We start from the raw sequence: 17,620 nt of genomic DNA on the forward strand, positions 1-17,620 counted from the left end.
CTCTGCTCTAGACTTCCGCGGAAGCGGTAGCTCGCGGCATTCGCATGACTTGCTCGAGGGCGTGTCGGTGCTTCAGCACGGCAAGGGTCTCGCGTGCGCTGAGGCTGCTGACGACTTCCTCGAAATCGTCGCTCTGCTCGATCTTGGCCCGGCCGATCGCGAGATCTATGTCGATCTGGCCCGATTTGCGAGCCGGCGTTTCGAGTGACTGCATGTGCGGTCCCAGCAACGCGGGGTTCTGTCTAAGTTCGATCAGAGCCGCGCGTGCCTGGATCCGATCCAGGCCGGCAAGTCCTCTCGCCCTCTGCAGCAGCGCCGGCGCGCGATTGTCCTCGGGGGTCGCAAACAGGTGCGCCATTCGCGGTGCCGTCGACGTGACGAGACCGATCGGAATGGCGCAAACCAGGCCGATGATCACCGGAGACATCCAGAGCAGCAGCGGAAGCGACACGGCATAGGCGCTTGCCGCCATAGCCAGACCGCATAGGGTCGGCACCGTGAATTTACGATAGACTTCATCGCGCGTGATCCTGCCATCGCTTCGCCGTTGCACTTGCCAGCCCGCATCACGCCCCAGCAGGATCTCCGCAACGGCGGTGGATTGAAAGATCATCATGGATGGGGCGATCAAGGCGGCAAGCAGGCTCTCGGCGACCACCGCCAGCAGCACGCGAAATCCGCCGCCGAATGCCTGCCGTTCCGCACGCCTGGTGAGCAAAACGAGGTAGGCCAGCAATTTGGGGACGATGAGGAGCCCCATTGTCGCGGCAAAGACCCAGGCGGCGAGCACGGGATCCTGTGCGGGCCACGTTGGAAACAACGAGAAGCCCTTGGGAAAGTACTCCGGCTTGACGAAATAGGCCTGCAAGGAGATCAGGATTCCGAGCAATAGAAACAGCAGCCACAGGGGCGCGGTGAGATAGGAGCCGATCCCGGTCAGCAGGTGAAGCCTGGAGACCCAGTGCAGGCCTCGCGCCGGCAGAACGGCAAGGTGCTGGAGATTGCCCTGACACCAGCGGCGGTCACGCGCGGCGAAATCCAGTAGCGACGGTGGCACCTCCTCGAAACTTCCACCGAGATCGGGGGCCATGAAAATCCCCCACCCCGCCCGCCGCATCAGTGCGGCTTCCACAAAATCATGGCTGAGGATGTGCCCGCCGAAAGGCTTCCTCCCGCGCAATTCGGGCAAGCCGGCCTCTTGCGCAAAAGCTTGCACCCTGATGATGGCATTGTGTCCCCAGTAGTTGCCCTCTGAGGCGTGCCACCAGGCGTTCCCGGCCGCGATCAGCGGACCGTACAATCGACCCGAGAACTGCTGGAGCCTACTGATCAGGGTTCGCGCATTGACCACGATCGGAAGCGTTTGAATCAGCGCGGCTTGCGGGTTCGCTTCCATCGCGCCCGCCAGCCGAACGATGGTCTCTCCGCTCATCAGACTGTCCGCGTCGAGAATGATCATGTAGTCGTAGGCGCCACCGAACCGCCTCACCCATTCGGAGATGTTGCGCGGACTTTCGGGCGGTGTTGTCGGAGCGGTGACGATAATAGAGATGGCCTGAACCGCAGTTGCGCTGCAGGTCTAGAAACGCAAGCTCCTCGGCAATCCAGATGTCCGGATCTGTGGTGTCACTGAGCAGAAACCAATCGAACAACGGGGCCTGTCCGGTTTCGCCGACCGACTCGTACATGGCGCGGAGTCGCGCCATGAGATGGTGCTGATCCTCGTTGTAGGTCGGCAACAGCATTGCCGTTCGGCCGTTGATCGCGGGCAGCGAACCGTGGGTGTTAATTGACAGCACATCCGGGCGGCCCCGCAGGAGCACAAAAAAACCGGCTACTGAAGAGACGAACGAAAACGCGATCCAGGCGAGCAGCACGAGAAACAGCCCAAACACCATGCCTTCGAGGACCGTGACACCCCCAACCTTGAGAACATCGTACATCTCAAAGGCGCCCGCAGCGGTGATCGCGACCGTTCCGCCGAGAATGAACAGGCGCCGCGCTGCAATGGCAGGGGTGGTCCGTAGTCGCGCCGGATAGGCACGATTGGTCGCTTCCAATCGGCAGGGCAGCATCGGGAGAGGCGTTTCATCGGGAAGATACCGAATGCCGAGCTCAGGCGAAAGCGCGGGTGACGGCGTCAGGGCGCCCATCGGTAAACCCAGACTTCAGAGATGGCTTGATCGCCTTGCATCAAGACCGCCCTCAACTCGATAGGCGCGTCCTTCACGGCGCATTGAAAACTCAGGCGCCAGCCCCCGGTTTCCGGGTTTGGCTGCGTGACGACGTTCTTGATCTCGGATTTGTCAGCGCTGACGGCTCCCCTCACCTTGTTGGGATCGACCGCCTTCAGTCCGTCGCCGACGAGCTCGAGCACGAACAATTTGCTGTCGTCGCCCCGCGCGCCAACGCCTGTGCGGGTGAATCGGGCCAGGGAATTGGGCTTCGGCGCGTCCGGACCCCAGTGCAGGCGGTAGGTGTAGTTGTTTTCGCTCTTGGCCTGGAGAGGCGTTTTCGGGCGCCAGAAGGCGGCGATGTTGTCGTGAACTTCCTCCTTGGTCGGGATCTCAAACAGGACCACACTGCCCTCTCCCCAATCTCCAATCGGTTCGACCCAGAGGCTCGGGCGACGCTCAAAGCGCGATTCGATGTCCTCGTAGGCAAAGAAATTTCTCTCCCGCTGCATCAGACCGAAGCCGCGCGGATTTAGGTCATTGAATGTGCTGGCCTGCAGATCGCGTGGGTTGTTGAGCGGACGCCAGAGTTGCTCGCCCTTTCCGTTGAACACGGCAAGCCCATCGGAATCGTGCACGGCAGGGCGGAAATCGTCGACATCGTGCCGGTCGTTCGGACCGAAAAAGAACATGCTCGTCATGGGCGCCAGGCCGGCATGTTGCAGCTCGATCCGCGGATAGAGCGACATTTCCACGTCGAAGACCGTCGGAGCGCCTGGCCTGATCGTGAAGCGATAGCTTGCCGTAGCGCTCTTGCTGTCAAGCAGCGCATGTACCACGACGGATGTGGCACCCGGCGCGGGCTTCTCGAGCCAGAAGGCCTTGAAGACGGGAAATTCCTCTCCCTTGCTCTCGCCGGTATCGATCGACAGACCGCGCGCGGACAGGCCGTAGGTCTCGCCTTTGGCAACCGCACGGAAGTAGCTGGCGCCGAGAAAGGCGCAAACCTCGTCGTAATAGTCGGCCCGATTGATCGGGGCGTGGATGCGAAAGCCGGCAAATCCGAGATCGACGTCCGGTACCTGGCCGATATTGTCGCCGAATGCGAAATCCTCGCGCCGGTACCTGATCGGTACGGCTCGTCCGCCGGAGACCTCGTAAATGTCGACCTTGTTCTTATAAAAGAACCCGCGGTGAAAAAACTGGACTTCGAAGGGCAGCTTCTCGCTGCGCCAAGCCGCGCGCCCCGGCAGAAAGCGAATTGATCGGTACTGATCGTAGGTGAGATCCTTGAGCGCGTCCGGGACCTTTTCCTCTGGTGGCGCAAAGGGCTTACTCGCCAAATTGCGGGCAAGCTCGCGGACATAAGAGGGGCCAAACGGCAACTCCGCCGCCGATGCCGCAGACACTGCGCCAGGTAGTAGCGTTGCCAATGGCGTCAATGCCGAGGCTTCCAGGAATTGTCGGCGATTCAAGTGTTCTACCCGTTCGGTTCCAACCGCAATGCAACCCCCTCGGCGGGACCGAGTTCCACGGTCGTCGCCGAATCCGCGAACGGTGTTGCCGATGACCTCGTCGATGCGGCTTGGAGCGTTTCGCGCTGCTCGGGCCTCGGTTGAATCTGCGGGACGAGCTGCAATTTCCGATTGCGCATTTTCGAGCGATGGCGCCGCGCGCAACGCTGTAGCTCTCGAAGGTAATTGGATGATCGTTCTAGCGCAGCGGCAGCAACTCCAGCTGGCTCTGCGCTTTCTTGACCGCCGTCGCATACCAGCTCTGGCTTGGTGCCTCCTTGGCGAAGCAGGCCGTGTACGCGGTCATCGCGTTGTCTTCGCGGGTGATGTCGCCGCGGGGGTCTTTCTTGTCGATGGGTTTGGCCATCATTTGCTTCCAGACCTTTTCGCAGGCCGGAATCTCAGCCGTCTTGACCGCGTCGCTTGCGGCGAGAAAGAAGACCTTGTCGCCCTGGATTGCGACGACATCGATTTCATGCGGCGGTCCCTTCAAATCGCCATTGCCGCGCACGCCCAGTACAGCGACCGCAGCGCTCGCTCCCGCGGGCTTCGTGATCGGCAGCTCGGCATATTTGGCGAAGGCGGAGTCCTGGATCGCCTGATAGTAGAAGCGGTCCGACTTGAACGCGGCGCCAATCTCCTGCGGCATGCCGTCCTCGCGGTGCTCGCGAAGCCAGTGCTTGAGCAAGCCGGTCGTGGTCGCCACCGCTTGCATCTTGTCGCCTTCGGACGCGAAGCCGAGGCCGTCGAGATGGCCGAAACCGGAGTCGCCCTTGAAGAGCGTGTCCGCATTGGTCATGCCGTCGGCCGGCAGTCCCTTGATCGCGACCGGTCCCACCAAACCGCGCAACACCCCCGTCAACTCCTTGAGCGCCGCATCGTGCTGCTTATCGGTCTCGTCGTTCTCCGTGGCTTTCGAGAACTTTGCGATGTAGCGGTCGCGCAGGTCGAGATAATGCTGCTCCGGGCCAGCCGCATGTGCGGGCGCGGCGAAAACGAGCAGGCAGAGCAAGGCGAGCGATCTCATGTGGTTTCCGACAGGGCTGGGTCTGATCTCCAGTCTTTGTGCCGGTGCCGTGCGGGAAGGTTCATCCGCGAGCGGCCAGGAGCCCTACTCCGCCGGCGTCAGTTGCTGCCGGCTCGGGCGCATCGCCGCCGTCTCGCGGACGCGGACACGGGCGCGGCGCTTGCGCCACCAGATCACGATTCCGGTGACCGAGAGTGCCGCCACGACCAGCCCCATGATTGAGATCAGGATGCGGCCGAACAGCCCCACGATGCGGCCCGAATGCAATGGGAATTGCGCCTGCACGAAGATGTCGGCGGTGGTGCCGACCCAGGGCAGCCGTTCGCCGATCGGACGGCCGTCCTCGCTGTCGTAATAGAGCTGCGCCGGGCCGACACCGCCGGCGCCGTGATCGTCGCCCGGATGGAAGAAAGCCGCGGCATAGACACCATGGGCCGGGCCGTAATTGACCGAGCCGACCGGGACGGTCCACCCTCGCCCCTTGCCGTCGGCCGCCGCGCGCGCGGCGATGTCGGCGAAGCTGACCTTGGGCTCGATGGGGTCGTCAAGATCGCGATATGGCCGCTGCTCATAAGGCGTCGGCGTGTAATTCGACACCATCTTCATCAGCGGCGAGAACACCTCGAAATAGAGGTTCAGCGAGAACGCCGTGAAGGCGATGATGAACAGCACGCCCCAGGTCCACAGGCTGAAAGCGCGATGGATGTCGAAATTGATCCGGTAGGCGCTGCCTGACGTCTTGATGGTCCACGCCGGCGCCCAGCGCGCCCAGAAGCCGCGTTCGAGCTGGCGCGTGACTTGGGGCGCGCGGGCGGTTTTGGCGCGCCGCCGCGAGGGCAGCGTCAGGTAGAAGCCGACGAAGCAGTCGATGGTCCAGATGATGGCGATCACGCCGAGCAGGCGCATGCCCCAGCGATCGCTGCCCCAAAATTCCGGGATGTGCATGGTGTAGTGCAGCTTGTAGAGGAACGAGACGAAGTTTTCTCGCGTCACCGGCCACACCGCGCCCCAATAGCGCCGGCCGAGCTCCGCTCCGGTGTTGGGATCGAGGAAGATCTGATTGTAGTCGAGCGCGTAGCGCTTGCCGGTCGCGGGATCGATCCTGGGCATGACGAAGAACCACAGCGAGTGGCCCTCCTCCGGCGTCATGAACAGGTAGACCACGCGCGCGCGGGGATCGCGCTGCTCGATCGTCTTGGCGAGATCGATCGAGGGAATCGCCGGGCCTTTGCTGCTGACGTCGAACAGATGGCTGTTCAGGACCTCATCGATCTCATGGTCCCAGGAGATGATCGCCCCGGTGATGCCGGAGAAGAACAGGAATCCGGCCGTCAGCAGTCCCGCCCAGCGATGCAGCTTGCCGAATATCGCTCTCATCGTTCAGATCTCGCCAAGTACACGAGCAAAGTGTGTGAGTGCCGAATCTTCCGCAACGTCATGCCCGGGCTTGTCCCGGGCATCCACGTTCTTAGTGCCGCGTGAAAGATCGTGGATGGCCGGGACAAGCCCGGCCATGACGACCTCTCGTGGAGCCTCATCGTCGTCATTCCAACTCACCACCGATACGTCAGCTTGCCGATGGCCTTGCGTCCCTCCGCGTAGAAGCAGCCCGACAGGCTGTAGCAGGCAGCGACGTAGCGGGTGTCGGCGAGGTTGGTGACGTTCAGCGATAGCCGCCAATTGTCCCTGCTGTAGGCGAGTAGCGCGTCCAGCACGGTCGACGATCCGACCTTGAACGTGTTGGCGTCATCGCCCCAGGTCGCGCCGACATAGCGGACGCCGCCGCCGAACTGCAGGCCCGCGAGCGGCCCGGTCTGAAGCGTGTAGTCGTTCCACAGCGAGGCGCGGTTGAGCGGCACGGTGACCGGCGCTTTGCCGACATTGACCGGATCCTGCGTGACCGTGGCATCGACATAGGCATAGGCCGCGCGCAGGTTCCAGCCGTCGGCGAGCGACATCGTGCCTTCGAGCTCAAGGCCGCGCGATTTTACTTGCCCGGTCTGTTCGGCAATGTTGAGCGGAGGCGCAAAGGTAACGACGTTGTCGCGCGTCAGGTCGAAGGCGGCGAAGGTGAACAGCGCGTTCCAGCCGATCGGCTGATACTTGACGCCCACCTCGTACTGCACGCCGGTCTCGGGATTGAGCAGCTGTCCGCCCGGGCCGGTGGCGAGCACCGGCAGGAACGATTCCGAATAGCTGAAATAAGGCGCGATGCCGTTGTCGAAATTGTACATCAATGCGGCGCGGCCGGTGAAGGCCGATGCATCCTTCGCGACTGACGTGTTGAAGACGCCGCTGTCCACCTGCGTCGTGACGAAATCCTGGCGGCCACCGAGCTGGAACGAGAGCCGGCCGAGCTTGATCTGGTCCTGCGCGTAGAGGCCGACTTGCGATTGCTTGACGCCGGTGTCGTCGCTCACGGCGCCCATGGTCCAGTCGTAATTGTAGACCGGATTGAAGACGTTGATCTCAGGCGCGGACGTCGTGACGCTAAAGGCGGTGTCGCGGAATGTGGTGTTGCGATAGTCTATTCCGACCAGCGTGGTGTGGCTGAGGAAGCCCGTGGTGAACTTGCCCTGGAGCTGATTGTCCACCGCGAAGGAGTTGATGTACGAGTTGCTGTAGCTGCCGAAACGCGCGAGCTGTCCCGCGGCCTCGTCGGTATAGCCTCCGCCGAAAAACACCTTCTCCTCGTTGTGCTGATAGGCATAGCGCAAATTCTGCCGGAACGTGATGTTGTCGGTGAAATTGTGGGAGAGCTGGTAGCCGGCGGTCGCGATTTCGGTGTTGAACGCGTTGAAGCTCGGCACGCCCGCGAAGAACGAGACCGGGATGGTGCGGCCGGTGTTCGGCCACACCGTGCCCGAGGCCGGCAGGAACTGAAGACCCCACCCTGCCCGGTCGCGCTGGTAGTTCGCGAGGATCGTGATGGTGGTGTCCTCGTTCGGCTTGAACGTGACGGCGGGCGCGATGAAGACGCGGTTGTCCTTGGTGAAGTCGACCTGGGTCTCGCCGTCGCGCACCACGCCGGTCAGGCGCCACAGCACGGTGCCGTCCTTGTTGGCCGGGCCACCCATGTCGAACTGGCCCTGATAGCGATTGAAGCTGCCGCCAGAGATGGAGACCTCGCCGAACTGCTGCGCCGTCGGTAGCTTGGTCACGTAGTTGAGGATGCCGCCGGTGCCGCTGCCGCCATACATCGCCGAGGATGGGCCCTTGAGGACCTCGAGGCGCTCGGCACCGTAGGGATCAAGGCCGTTGAAGTGCACGTAGTTGCTGGAGGGTATCCGTAAGCCATCGACGTAGAGGCCCGACATGGTGGTGTCGAAGCCGCGGATCTGGAGGGCGCCGAAGCGGGTGTCGGAGCCGCCATTGACGTCGCCGCTGACACCGGCGGTGTAGCGCAGCGCCTCGCCGATCGAGACCGCGCCCTGGTTCCTGACCTGGTCGGTCGTGACGACGGAGACGGACTGCGGGGTTTCGATCAGCGGCGTATCCGTCTTGGTCGCGGTGCCGCTGCGCGTCGCAACGAAACCGCGCACCGGACCGTTGGCGCGTTCACCTGTGGCGCCGTTTGATGATGCTGACTGGGTTGGCGCGACTTGCTGCGCCGGAGAGCGACGATTGGCGCGTGCGGTGCGTGTCGCCCCTGAGCGTCGCGTTGAGGCGACCGCCGCAGGCCGGGCGCGCTGAGCCGGGGCTTCGACGGTGACGGCAGGAATCTGCGTCTGCGCCTCCACGGCACCGATGGGAACGACGAGAGCAAATGTGCTGGCCGCTCCGAGGAAGAGAATCTGTATCTGTCGACGACGCGTGTCGGAACGCGAAGCAAGTTGGAAGTCGGTCACGTCTGTCGAGGCCCCACGCACTGCCGGCTTCGCCGGTATCGTTTTTGATGCCTCGCCCTAACGCAGGCGATTTCGGAGTGCGATAGGAACTGCGTTAGAATTTCTCCAGACGCGTGCGCAACGCGTGCGACGAATGCGCTCAGTCGTGTCTCGAACTTTGGAATGCTTCCAGATCGACAAGAACCTGCTTGTTCGAAATGTCTGGAACGGCGTCAGCGATGTCGCAGCCGGCGATTGACCCGGCGCGCCAGATAATCGCCGGCGCTCTGGACCAGCTGCACCAGCGCGATCAGCACGACGACGACGGCCAGCATCATCTCGGGCATGAAGCGCTGATAACCGTAGCGGATGCCGAGATCTCCCAGGCCCCCGCCTCCGACGGCACCGACCATGGCGGAGTAGCCGAGCAGGCTGACCACCGCGAGCGTCAGCGCCAGCAGGAGACCCGGCAACGCTTCGGGGATCAGCACCTTGAGCACGATCTGCATCGGCGAGGCCCCGAACGAGGATGCGGTCTCGATCAGGCCACCATCGACCTCGCGGATCGCGGCCTCGACCAGGCGCGCGATGAACGGTGCCGATGCGATCGTCAACGGCACGATCGCGGCCGTCGATCCGATCGAGGTGCCGGCCACCAGCCGCGTGAACGGGATGATGGCGACGACCAGGATGATGAAAGGCGTGGACCGCGTCGCGTTGACGACGATGCCGAGCACACGATTGACGACGGGCGCCGCGAACAGCTCGCCTTTCCGGCTGGTCGCGAGAAAGACGCCGAGCGGCAGGCCAAACGCGGTGCCGATCAGAGCGGCGAGCCCGACCATGTACAGGCTCTCGCCGGTCGCCTGGACGATCAGGTTGATGAGTTCAGGCGACATAGCCGAGACGCTCCGCGGGGAATTGATATTGTGAAAGCCAGGCCAGCGCGCGCGTCGTCGCGTCCTCGCCGCCAGACATGCCGAAAGGGATACCAAGCGTCAACGAACCCACATGCTGGCCGCCGATCTCGTCGATGCGGGCCGACAGCAGCGACACGTCGAGGCCGAGCTCGCGCGCGAGCCGCGCCACCATCGTGTCGCCGGCCCCTGCCCCGCGCACCTGGACGCGGATCACGGCCTGTCCGCCCGCAGGCGGCTGCGAAACGATCCGGCTCGCCAGCGACACCGGCAGGCTGTCTCCGATCACTTCCGCCAGAAAGGATTGCGTGATCGGATGCTGTGGGTGAGTGAAGATGTCCGCGACATGGCCGCTCTCGACGACGTGGCCGGCATCGAGCACCACGACGTCCTTGGCGAGCTGGCGCACCACGGACATCTCGTGGGTGATCAGCACGATGGTCACGCCCAGTTCGCGGTTGATGTTCGCGAGCAGATCGAGGATCGCCCGCGTGGTCTGCGGATCGAGCGCCGAGGTCGCCTCGTCCGACAGCAGCACGCTCGGCCGCGTCGCCAAGGCCCGCGCGATGCCGACGCGCTGCTTCTGGCCGCCGGAGAGTTCGGACGGGTAGCGGTCGTGCTTGTCCGCGATGCCCACGAGCGCTAGCAGCTCGGCGACCCGGGTTTTGATGTCCGCTTTGGTCCAGCCGGCGATCTCGAGCGGCAGCGCGATATTGGCGGCTGCGGTGCGCGAGGACAGCAGGTTGAAGTGCTGGAAGATCATGCCGATCGAGCGCTGCGCCAACCGCAAGTCGCGGCCCGAGAGCGCCGAGATATCTCTGTTATCGACGATGACGCGGCCCGCGGTCGGCCTCTCCAGCCCGTTGATGAGCCGGACCAGGCTCGATTTGCCGGCACCGGAGCGGCCGATGACGCCGGTGATCGAACCGCGCGGGATTGCGAAGTCGATGTTTTGCAGGGCCTTGACGCCGGGCTTGCCGCGATAGGCCGGATAGATTTTCGAGATGCCTTCGAAGCGGACCATCGCGTCGGGCTTAGTCGCGGCTGGTGCAGTCGCGGCAGGTGAGATCGCGTCAGGCGTTTCGATCGGCTGTCCGATCGCGAGCGACGGGTGGACGTTCATGGAGGCGGCCTTCATGCACAATAGTTCCGCTTGCCTCTGGGGCATCCGGGAACCGGTCGCATCAAGCGACGGAGAGTGAAATCGCGATGAGGAATCGGCTGCAGCGCGCGCTGCACCGCGGCAGGCACCATTGCCGTTTCGGGTCGCTCTGGCAATGTCAGATATTTGTGGGGAGTTGGACGAAGTTTTCCAAATTTCTCCCCACTGAAGAAAATTCATCTGCCGCCGTCTTGGCCCTCGCCCCGGCTCAGGTGACCCGCAACCAGGGCCATACGATCAGCAGGAGCCCTGCGAAATAGAGCAACCCGAAGATCAGCCCAAAACCCCAGAACTGACCCTTGCCGATATAGCCGCTGCCGAAATACATCGGCGCCGGCCCGGTCGCGTAAGGCGAGATCACGCCCATCAGGCCGAGCGAATACATGCAGAGCATGGCGAGTGTCGTGACCGGCAGGTCGGGGATGCCGGATCCGACCGCGAGCACCACGGGCAGCACGGCGGCGGCATGCGAGGTGATGCTCGAGAAGAAATAGTGGATCCAGAAGAACAGTGCGACCAGCAGGAGCATCGCGGTCGACGGCGACAGCCCGGCGAGCGGCTTTGCATATTCGGTCGCGAACCATTTGATGAAGCCGATCTCGTTGAGGCCCGAGGCCAGCGTCAGCAGCGAGGTGAAATAGAAGAACACCTCCCAAGCGCCCTTCTCGGCGACGATGTCGGCAAACTCGATCACGCCCGTCACCAGCATCAGCGAAATCACGATGAATACGACGGTGGTGGCGTTGACGAAATTCGAGCCCAGAAGCGGCACGCGGATGTCCGGGCTCGAGCCCGCGATCCACAGGAACATCGCGAGCAGGATCAGCGCCAGCATGATCCATTCGTTGCGCGACATCGGGCCCATCTCCGCGAGCTCCTTCGATGCCCATTCGGAAATTTCCGGGCTGCTCTTCACCTCGGGACGGCAGACCGCGTAGCTGAGCAGCGGGACCAGCACCATCAGGAGGAGGCCGAGCGGCGCAAAGCCCATAAACCACTGCGCCCAGCTGACGTCGATTCCGACGGTCTTCTTGGCGATGGCGAGCGCCGCTGCGTTGGGCGCGAGCGCGGTGAAAAACAATGAGCTGGTGACGGCGGTCGACGCGAACGCGGTCCACATCACGTAGGTGCCGATCTTGCCGGCGGTCGGTCCCGGCTCGGAGCCGTAGATGCGCGGGATGTTGCTGATGATGGGATAGACGATGCCGCCGCTGCGCGCGGTGTTGGAGGGCGTCGCCGGCGCCAGCAAGAAGTCCGACATCGCCACCGCATAGCCGAGACCGAGCGTGTTAGTGCCGAGCTTTTGCACCAGCACGAGCGCAATACGCCGGCCCAGCTGGCTCTTGCGGTACCCGATCGAGAACACGAAGGCGCCGACGATCAGCCAGACCGTGCTCTCGGCAAAGCCCGCCAGCATCCAGCGCAGCGACTTGGTCGGATCGGGATCGATATAACCGCCGACGCCCGCAACCGTCAGCCCGATCAGGCCGACCGCGCCGACCGGCATCGATTCCAGGATGAGCCCGGTGATGACGGCCGCGAAGACGGCAAAATAATGCCACTGATTGACGTTGAGCCCCGCCGGCACCGGCCACAGATAGATCACCAGCCACACCGCGAGCGGCGCGATCAGCTTCCAGCGAAACCCTTTCGCCTCAGGCGCCTGCGAGCTAGCGGTCATGGGCCCTCCCCCTCGATCGTCATTGTCGTCTGCCGGCCCGTTGATCGGGCCTATTTTGTCCCAGCGCCGCGTATACGGATAGTCCGCGGCGCAATCAATGGCCCGAGCCTGCTTCTACCGCCCTCTGAACTTCGGTTTGCGTCGCGTCAGGAACGCCTCGACGCCCTCCTTGTGGTCCTCGCTGAGGCTTGCCAGGGCGAACTGGTCGACGTCCATGTGGCTGGCGAGATTATCCAGCGCATGCGCCAGCCGGTTGACCGTGAGTTTCGTCATGGCAACGGAGAGCGGCGGCTGCGCTGCCACCTTGCGCGCAAGCTCCATCGCGGCATCGAACGCATGGCCGGGATCGACCACCTGCTCGACCAGGCCCCACTCATAGGCTTCATCCGCGCTGATGCGCTGATCGGCCAGGATCACCGCCTGCTTGGTGCGAGCCGGACCGATCAGATGCAACATGCGCGGAATGCTCTGCCAGCTCATGTTCATGCCGAGCCCGATCTCGGGTACCCGTAGATGGGCATCGCGTCCCATGACGCGGAAGTCGAGCGCGACGGCGAGCGCCACGCCGCCGCCGACGCAAAAGCCCTCGATGGCGGCGATCGTGATCTGCTCCATCTCCTGCCAGGCGTGAGTCAGGCGCGGTCCGAGCTTGAGATGCCGCCGCAGCGTGCCGAGGTCCATGTCCTTGCGCGCGCGGCCTTCAGCATCCTTGAGGTCGAAGCCGGCGCTGAACGCAGCCGCGCTGCCTGTGAGCACCACGACAGAGGTTGCGGAATCATCCTCAAAACTGCGCGCGGCCGCGGTGAGCTGGCGCAGCGCCTCGGGCGACAGCGCGTTGATGCCATCGCCGCGGTCGAACCGCACCACCGCAATCCGCCCCTCCGGTCCGAGGCCCTTCTCGATCTTCACATAGTCACGCAACGCAAACTCCCTTGTTCTTGGGTCTTCCTGGCGCTCACAGATGCCCGGTACGCCGATGTTCGGGTTCGCTTCCATGGACCGGAAACCGGACCGTGGTCCCGATGGTGATCCAGTTGGCATTTTCGCCTGTGATGTTGCGGCCGTAGATCACATCGACGGAGAAGATCTCGTTCGGACGGTAGCGCACACCGGTCTGGAAACGCGGCTGCACGATGCTCGCGATCTCGGAGGCGCCGGCCTGCCCGTAAGCCTCGATCGTCCATTGCAAGGTGTCGGTGAATTTCCAATCGAAGCCGATGCCGTAGGTCAGGTAGTGGCGATCCACCGTGCGATCCCAGAGCCAGCCGCCATTGACGTTAATGCGCATGGTCTCGGACAGTCGGAAGGTCGCGGGGATCACGGCAAAGGCGGATAGCGCCTCGCCGGTCGCCGCGTCGAACGATCCGCCGCCATAGGCCGACAATCCCCACCGGCCGATCCCGGTCGGGACGAAATTCGTCTTGGCTTTTGGCGCGACCGTCGTGCTCCAGCCGCCGTCGCTCCGGGCCCGGATGGTCTGCAGGCTCAGCTCGATCGGCCTGAAGGGATCGACGACGCAGGAGGGATTGGCGACCGCCGAAAAATCCGTGTTGGAAGCCGTCGACAGCCAGCTCTCCACCTTGCAGGAGCCGACCTCGGAAATGTCGGCGGCATCGACCGCATAGGCGCCATTCGCGGCGCGCGCATCCTGCGCCGCGAATGCGCCAAGAGCCGCGATTGCGGCGGTTATTCCGGTTCTTGCAGCCCAGCCCATAGTGCGATGTTAGCAGAGTCTTCGCCTCGACAACGCCCGGATTCTGGGACTATCTTCGCCCCATGAGCGAGCATCATCATCACCACGATCACGACCATTCCGAGCTGTCGGAGACAGAGCTGCGCGTGCGCGCGCTCGAGACGATCCTGACCGAAAAAGGCTATGTCGAGCCGGCCGCGCTCGACGCCATCATCCAGGCCTATGAGACCCGGATTGGTCCCCATAACGGCGCGCGCGTCGTCGCCAAGGCCTGGAGCGATCCCGCCTTCAAGACGGCACTGCTGGAGGACGGCTCGAAGGCGATCGGCACGCTCGGCCATGTCAGCCGCGTCGGCGACCACCTCGTCGTGGTCGAGAACACGCCGCAGCGTCACAACATGGTCGTGTGCACGCTGTGCTCCTGCTACCCCTGGGAAATGCTGGGGCTGCCGCCGGTCTGGTACAAGGCCGCGCCCTATCGCTCCCGCGCGGTGAAGGACCCGCGCGGCGTGCTCGCCGATTTCGGTGTGGAGGTCGCCAAGGACGTTGAAATCCGGGTCTGGGATTCGACCGCCGAAACGCGCTTTCTTGTGCTGCCGATGCGCCCCGCGGGGACCGATGGCTGGAGCGAGGAGCAGCTCGCCGAGCTGGTCACGCGCGATTCCATGATCGGCACCGGCTTTCCTAAGGTGCCCGGAGCGCCGTCATGAACGGCGTGCACGACATGGGCGGCATGGACGGCTTCGGCAAGGTCGAGCCCGAGCTGAACGAGCCGGTGTTCCACGAGGAATGGGAATCGCGTGTTCTCGCCATGGTGCGCGCGATGGGCGCGGCCGGCGCCTTCAACATCGACACCTCGCGCTTCTATCGCGAGACGATCCCGCCGCACGTGTACCTGTCGAGCTCCTATTACAAGAAATGGTTTCTCGGGCTCGAGGAGATGCTGATCGAGAAAGGCTATCTCACCCGGGAGGAAGTCGCCGCCGGCCACGCAATGCAGCCGGCCAAGGCGCTCAAGCACGGCAAGTTCGATCTCGGCCAGGTCGAGCGCATCATGGTGCGCGGCAAGTTCGCTCGCCCTGCCCCGGCACCGGCGAAATTCAAGATCGGCGACAAGGTCCGTGCGAAGAACATTCATCCGGCGACCCACACGCGGCTGCCGCGCTACGTGCGCGGCCATGTCGGAATCGTCGAGCTGAACCATGGCTGTCACGTGTTTCCGGACTCGACGGCGATGGAGCTCGGCGAGAATCCGCAATGGCTCTACACGGTGGTATTCGAGGGCCGCGATCTCTGGGGCGCGGACGGCGATCCGACCTCGAAAGTCTCGATCGACGCGTTCGAGCCGTATCTGGACCCGGCGTGATGAGCAGCACGGCTGCTGCTGCCGCGACGGCAGCGATCCCGAGCATTCCACGCGACGATGACGGCCCGGTGTTTCGCGCGCCCTGGGAGGCGCACGCCTTCGCGATGGCGCTGACCCTGCACGAGCGCGGCGTGTTCACCTGGCCCGAATGGGCGGCAGCCCTGGCCTCCGAGATCAAGCGCGCGCAGGCGGCCGGCGATCCCGATACCGGCGAGACCTACTATCTCCATTGGCTCGCCACGCTGGAGGGCCTCGTCGCACGCAAGGGCGTTGCCTCGACGGAGACGCTGCATCGCTATCGCGATGCCTGGGACCACGCGGCGGATCGCACGCCGCACGGCAAGCCGATCGAGCTGACGCCGGAGGATTTTCGGTAAGCTGCTTCCACATATTCCGTCATTGCGAGCGAAGCGAAGCAATCCAGAATCCCTCCGCAGAGGCGGTCTGGATTGCTTCGTCGCAAGAGCTCCTCGCAATGACGGCGGGTGAGGCGTGTCACCGCCCCGCCACATACTCCCGCCATCCCTTCGCGCGCAGGCTGCACGCCGGGCACTCGCCGCAACCGTATCCCCAATCATGCTGCGCGCCGCGTTCGCCGAGATAGCAGGTGTGCGACTGCTCGCGGATGAGATCGACCAGCCCGTCGCCGCCGAGCTCATGGGCGAGCTTCCACGTCGCGGCCTTGTCGATCCACATCAGCGGTGTGTGCAGCTCGAACTTGCGGGCCATGCCGAGCGACAGTGCGGCCTGCATGGCGCGGATGGTGTCGTCGCGGCAATCGGGATAACCGGAATAGTCGGTCTCGCACATGCCGCCGACGATGTGACTGATGCCGCGCCGGTAGGCCAGCGCCGCGGCGAAAGTCAGAAACACCAGATTGCGGCCGGGCACGAACGTGTTCGGCAGGCCGTCGGCGCCCATCGCAATCGCGACGTCACGCGTCAGCGCCGTCTCGGACACAGCTGCCAGCGTCGGGATCGACAGCGTGTGGCTCTCGCCGAGCCTGGAAGCCCAGTCCGTGCGCAGCCCCTTGAGGCCGTCGAACAGCCGGTCACGGCAGGCAAGCTCGATGGCGTGGCGCTGGCCGTAATCGAACCCCAGTGTCTCCACGCGCGCAAAACGGTTCAGCGCCCACGCGAGGCAGGTGGTGGAATCCTGGCCGCCGGAGAACAGCACCAATGCGGTTTCGGATGAAAATACGTCGCTCATGGCCCGCGCTTTAGCATTGCGCACGCGGCTCGCCAATCCGGCCCGCCAACCGGTGGAAATCACCCTCTTCCGCCGCGCTGCGCTGGGAACGGGCGCTCGCTTTTGGCATAAGGCTTGGGAGCCAGGAGACTGCCCCGCAATGACCCCATCCCGCGACATTTCCCGCCTGATCGAGATCATGGCGGCGCTGCGCACGCCGGTGACCGGCTGTCCCTGGGACCTCGAACAGAATTTTGCAACGATCGCGCCCTATACGATCGAGGAAGCCTATGAGGTGGTCGAGGCCATCAGCCGCGGCGACCTCGACGACCTCTGCGAGGAGCTCGGCGACCTCCTGCTGCAGGTGGTGTTCCACGCCCAGATGGCGTCGGAGCAGAACGCGTTCGCGTTTGGAGATGTCGTCGAGGCCATCACGCGAAAAATGATCCGGCGCCATCCTCACGTCTTCGCCGACAAGGACGGCAATCTCGCCTCCTCCCACGTCAAGGAAGTCTGGGACCGCATCAAGGCCGAGGAGAAAGCCGAGCGCGCCGCGCGCCGGCCGCCGCAGGAAGTGCCGTCCCACAAATCGCTGCTGTCGGGCGTGAAGGCCGGCCAGCCCGCGCTGACGCGCGCCATGGAGCTGCAGCGCAAGGCCTCCACTGTCGGCTTCGACTGGAACGATCCGCGCGCGGTGCTGGCCAAAATCCGCGAGGAAGCCGACGAGATCGAGGCCGCGCTTGATCGCAACGACAGCAAGGGATTGGCGGAGGAGACCGGCGACCTGATGTTCGCGCTGGTCAACCTTGCCCGCCATGTCGATGCCGATCCGGAAGCCGCGCTGCGCGCGACCAACGCGAAGTTCGAGCGGCGCTTTGCCTATATCGAGCGGGCGCTGGAAGCACAGGGGCGGACGCTGGAGCAGGCGTCGCTGGCGGAGATGGACGCCTTGTGGAACGCGGCGAAGAGTGAGGAGCAGAGCGCAGCGCCGGCCGAGAGAAGTAACCAGGCGAGCGGCTAACTCTGTCGTCGTCCCGGCGAAGGCCGGGACCCATAACCACAGGGAGGAGT

The 17,620-nt window shown here is 64.0% G+C and carries 14 protein-coding genes and 1 pseudogene; 4 read left to right on the forward strand and 11 right to left on the reverse strand.

Going from position 1 to position 17,620, the window contains the following annotated elements; genetic code table 11:
* Positions 1–7: 7 nt before the first annotated feature.
* The 10 genes and pseudogenes from mdoH to ACVIN2_RS02490 form a co-directional block, all read right to left on the reverse strand.
* Positions 8–2,153, reverse strand: a pseudogene (gene mdoH / locus ACVIN2_RS02445) (glucans biosynthesis glucosyltransferase MdoH).
* Positions 2,141–3,649, reverse strand: a complete 1,509-nt coding sequence (locus ACVIN2_RS02450) for a glucan biosynthesis protein G (protein ID WP_456769630.1) — start codon at positions 3,647–3,649, stop codon at positions 2,141–2,143. The pseudogene mdoH and the gene ACVIN2_RS02450 overlap by 13 nt, the downstream one beginning before the upstream one ends.
* A gap of 238 nt (positions 3,650–3,887) precedes the next feature.
* Positions 3,888–4,715, reverse strand: coding sequence for a hypothetical protein (locus ACVIN2_RS02455; protein WP_456764366.1), 828 nt, complete (start codon positions 4,713–4,715; stop codon positions 3,888–3,890).
* A gap of 84 nt (positions 4,716–4,799) precedes the next feature.
* The gene (gene fsrB / locus ACVIN2_RS02460) at positions 4,800–6,092 is read right to left on the reverse strand and encodes a siderophore utilization protein FsrB (RefSeq protein WP_456764367.1); all 1,293 of its coding nucleotides are present in this window, start codon (positions 6,090–6,092) and stop codon (positions 4,800–4,802) included.
* A 176-nt stretch (positions 6,093–6,268) separates the two neighbouring features.
* The gene (locus ACVIN2_RS02465; protein WP_456764368.1) at positions 6,269–8,257 is read right to left on the reverse strand and encodes a TonB-dependent siderophore receptor; all 1,989 of its coding nucleotides are present in this window, start codon (positions 8,255–8,257) and stop codon (positions 6,269–6,271) included.
* 518 nt (positions 8,258–8,775) lie between these two features.
* Positions 8,776–9,441 carry a methionine ABC transporter permease gene (locus tag ACVIN2_RS02470; protein WP_106943594.1) on the reverse strand — a complete coding sequence of 222 codons (666 nt, stop codon included), beginning with the start codon at positions 9,439–9,441 and terminating at the stop codon, positions 8,776–8,778.
* Positions 9,431–10,597, reverse strand: a complete 1,167-nt coding sequence (locus tag ACVIN2_RS02475; protein ID WP_456764369.1) for a methionine ABC transporter ATP-binding protein — start codon at positions 10,595–10,597, stop codon at positions 9,431–9,433. Before ACVIN2_RS02475 ends, ACVIN2_RS02470 begins: the two co-directional genes overlap by 11 nt.
* Positions 10,598–10,829: 232 nt before the next feature.
* The gene (locus tag ACVIN2_RS02480; protein ID WP_456764370.1) at positions 10,830–12,302 is read right to left on the reverse strand and encodes a DASS family sodium-coupled anion symporter; all 1,473 of its coding nucleotides are present in this window, start codon (positions 12,300–12,302) and stop codon (positions 10,830–10,832) included.
* A gap of 114 nt (positions 12,303–12,416) precedes the next feature.
* Positions 12,417–13,223 (reverse strand): enoyl-CoA hydratase/isomerase family protein, encoded by an 807-nt coding sequence (locus ACVIN2_RS02485; RefSeq protein ID WP_456764371.1) that lies wholly within the window; start codon positions 13,221–13,223, stop codon positions 12,417–12,419.
* A 34-nt stretch (positions 13,224–13,257) separates the two neighbouring features.
* Positions 13,258–14,016 (reverse strand): hypothetical protein, encoded by a 759-nt coding sequence (locus ACVIN2_RS02490; RefSeq protein ID WP_456764372.1) that lies wholly within the window; start codon positions 14,014–14,016, stop codon positions 13,258–13,260.
* Positions 14,017–14,078: 62 nt separating this feature from the next.
* Here ACVIN2_RS02490 and nthA point away from each other — a divergent pair, with 62 nt between their 5' ends.
* From nthA to ACVIN2_RS02505, 3 genes are read left to right on the forward strand one after another with little or no spacing between them, the layout of a single operon-like run.
* The gene (gene nthA, locus ACVIN2_RS02495; protein WP_456764373.1) at positions 14,079–14,705 is read left to right on the forward strand and encodes a nitrile hydratase subunit alpha; all 627 of its coding nucleotides are present in this window, start codon (positions 14,079–14,081) and stop codon (positions 14,703–14,705) included.
* Positions 14,702–15,361 carry a nitrile hydratase subunit beta gene (gene nthB, locus ACVIN2_RS02500; RefSeq protein ID WP_456764374.1) on the forward strand — a complete coding sequence of 220 codons (660 nt, stop codon included), beginning with the start codon at positions 14,702–14,704 and terminating at the stop codon, positions 15,359–15,361. Before nthA ends, nthB begins: the two co-directional genes overlap by 4 nt.
* Positions 15,361–15,738 (forward strand): nitrile hydratase accessory protein, encoded by a 378-nt coding sequence (locus ACVIN2_RS02505; RefSeq protein ID WP_456764375.1) that lies wholly within the window; start codon positions 15,361–15,363, stop codon positions 15,736–15,738. Before nthB ends, ACVIN2_RS02505 begins: the two co-directional genes overlap by 1 nt.
* A gap of 118 nt (positions 15,739–15,856) precedes the next feature.
* On the opposite strand, the gene queC is transcribed toward ACVIN2_RS02505, so the two are convergent.
* A complete protein-coding gene (queC, locus tag ACVIN2_RS02510) occupies positions 15,857–16,570 on the reverse strand; it encodes a 7-cyano-7-deazaguanine synthase QueC (protein WP_456764376.1) in 714 nt (237 codons plus the stop codon).
* A 139-nt stretch (positions 16,571–16,709) separates the two neighbouring features.
* On the opposite strand from queC, the gene mazG reads away from it, so the two are divergent.
* Positions 16,710–17,570: a nucleoside triphosphate pyrophosphohydrolase gene (gene mazG, locus ACVIN2_RS02515; protein WP_456764377.1), complete on the forward strand. Its 861-nt coding sequence runs from the start codon at positions 16,710–16,712 to the stop codon at positions 17,568–17,570.
* The last annotated feature ends 50 nt before the right edge of the window (positions 17,571–17,620 follow it).

The organism is Bradyrhizobium sp. USDA 3650 (genome assembly GCF_054057395.1).

Coding starts and splice junctions, on each gene's coding strand:
- nthB (WP_456764374.1), top strand. CDS start 14,702: ATGAACGGCGTGCACGACATGGGCGGCATGGACGGCTTCGGCAAGGTC.
- ACVIN2_RS02505 (WP_456764375.1), top strand. CDS start 15,361: ATGAGCAGCACGGCTGCTGCTGCCGCGACGGCAGCGATCCCGAGCATT.
- ACVIN2_RS02490 (WP_456764372.1), bottom strand. CDS start 14,016: ATGGGCTGGGCTGCAAGAACCGGAATAACCGCCGCAATCGCGGCTCTT.
- ACVIN2_RS02470 (WP_106943594.1), bottom strand. CDS start 9,441: ATGTCGCCTGAACTCATCAACCTGATCGTCCAGGCGACCGGCGAGAGC.
- nthA (WP_456764373.1), top strand. CDS start 14,079: ATGAGCGAGCATCATCATCACCACGATCACGACCATTCCGAGCTGTCG.
- fsrB (WP_456764367.1), bottom strand. CDS start 6,092: ATGAGAGCGATATTCGGCAAGCTGCATCGCTGGGCGGGACTGCTGACG.
- ACVIN2_RS02475 (WP_456764369.1), bottom strand. CDS start 10,597: ATGAAGGCCGCCTCCATGAACGTCCACCCGTCGCTCGCGATCGGACAG.
- ACVIN2_RS02480 (WP_456764370.1), bottom strand. CDS start 12,302: ATGACCGCTAGCTCGCAGGCGCCTGAGGCGAAAGGGTTTCGCTGGAAG.
- ACVIN2_RS02455 (WP_456764366.1), bottom strand. CDS start 4,715: ATGAGATCGCTCGCCTTGCTCTGCCTGCTCGTTTTCGCCGCGCCCGCA.
- queC (WP_456764376.1), bottom strand. CDS start 16,570: ATGAGCGACGTATTTTCATCCGAAACCGCATTGGTGCTGTTCTCCGGC.
- mazG (WP_456764377.1), top strand. CDS start 16,710: ATGACCCCATCCCGCGACATTTCCCGCCTGATCGAGATCATGGCGGCG.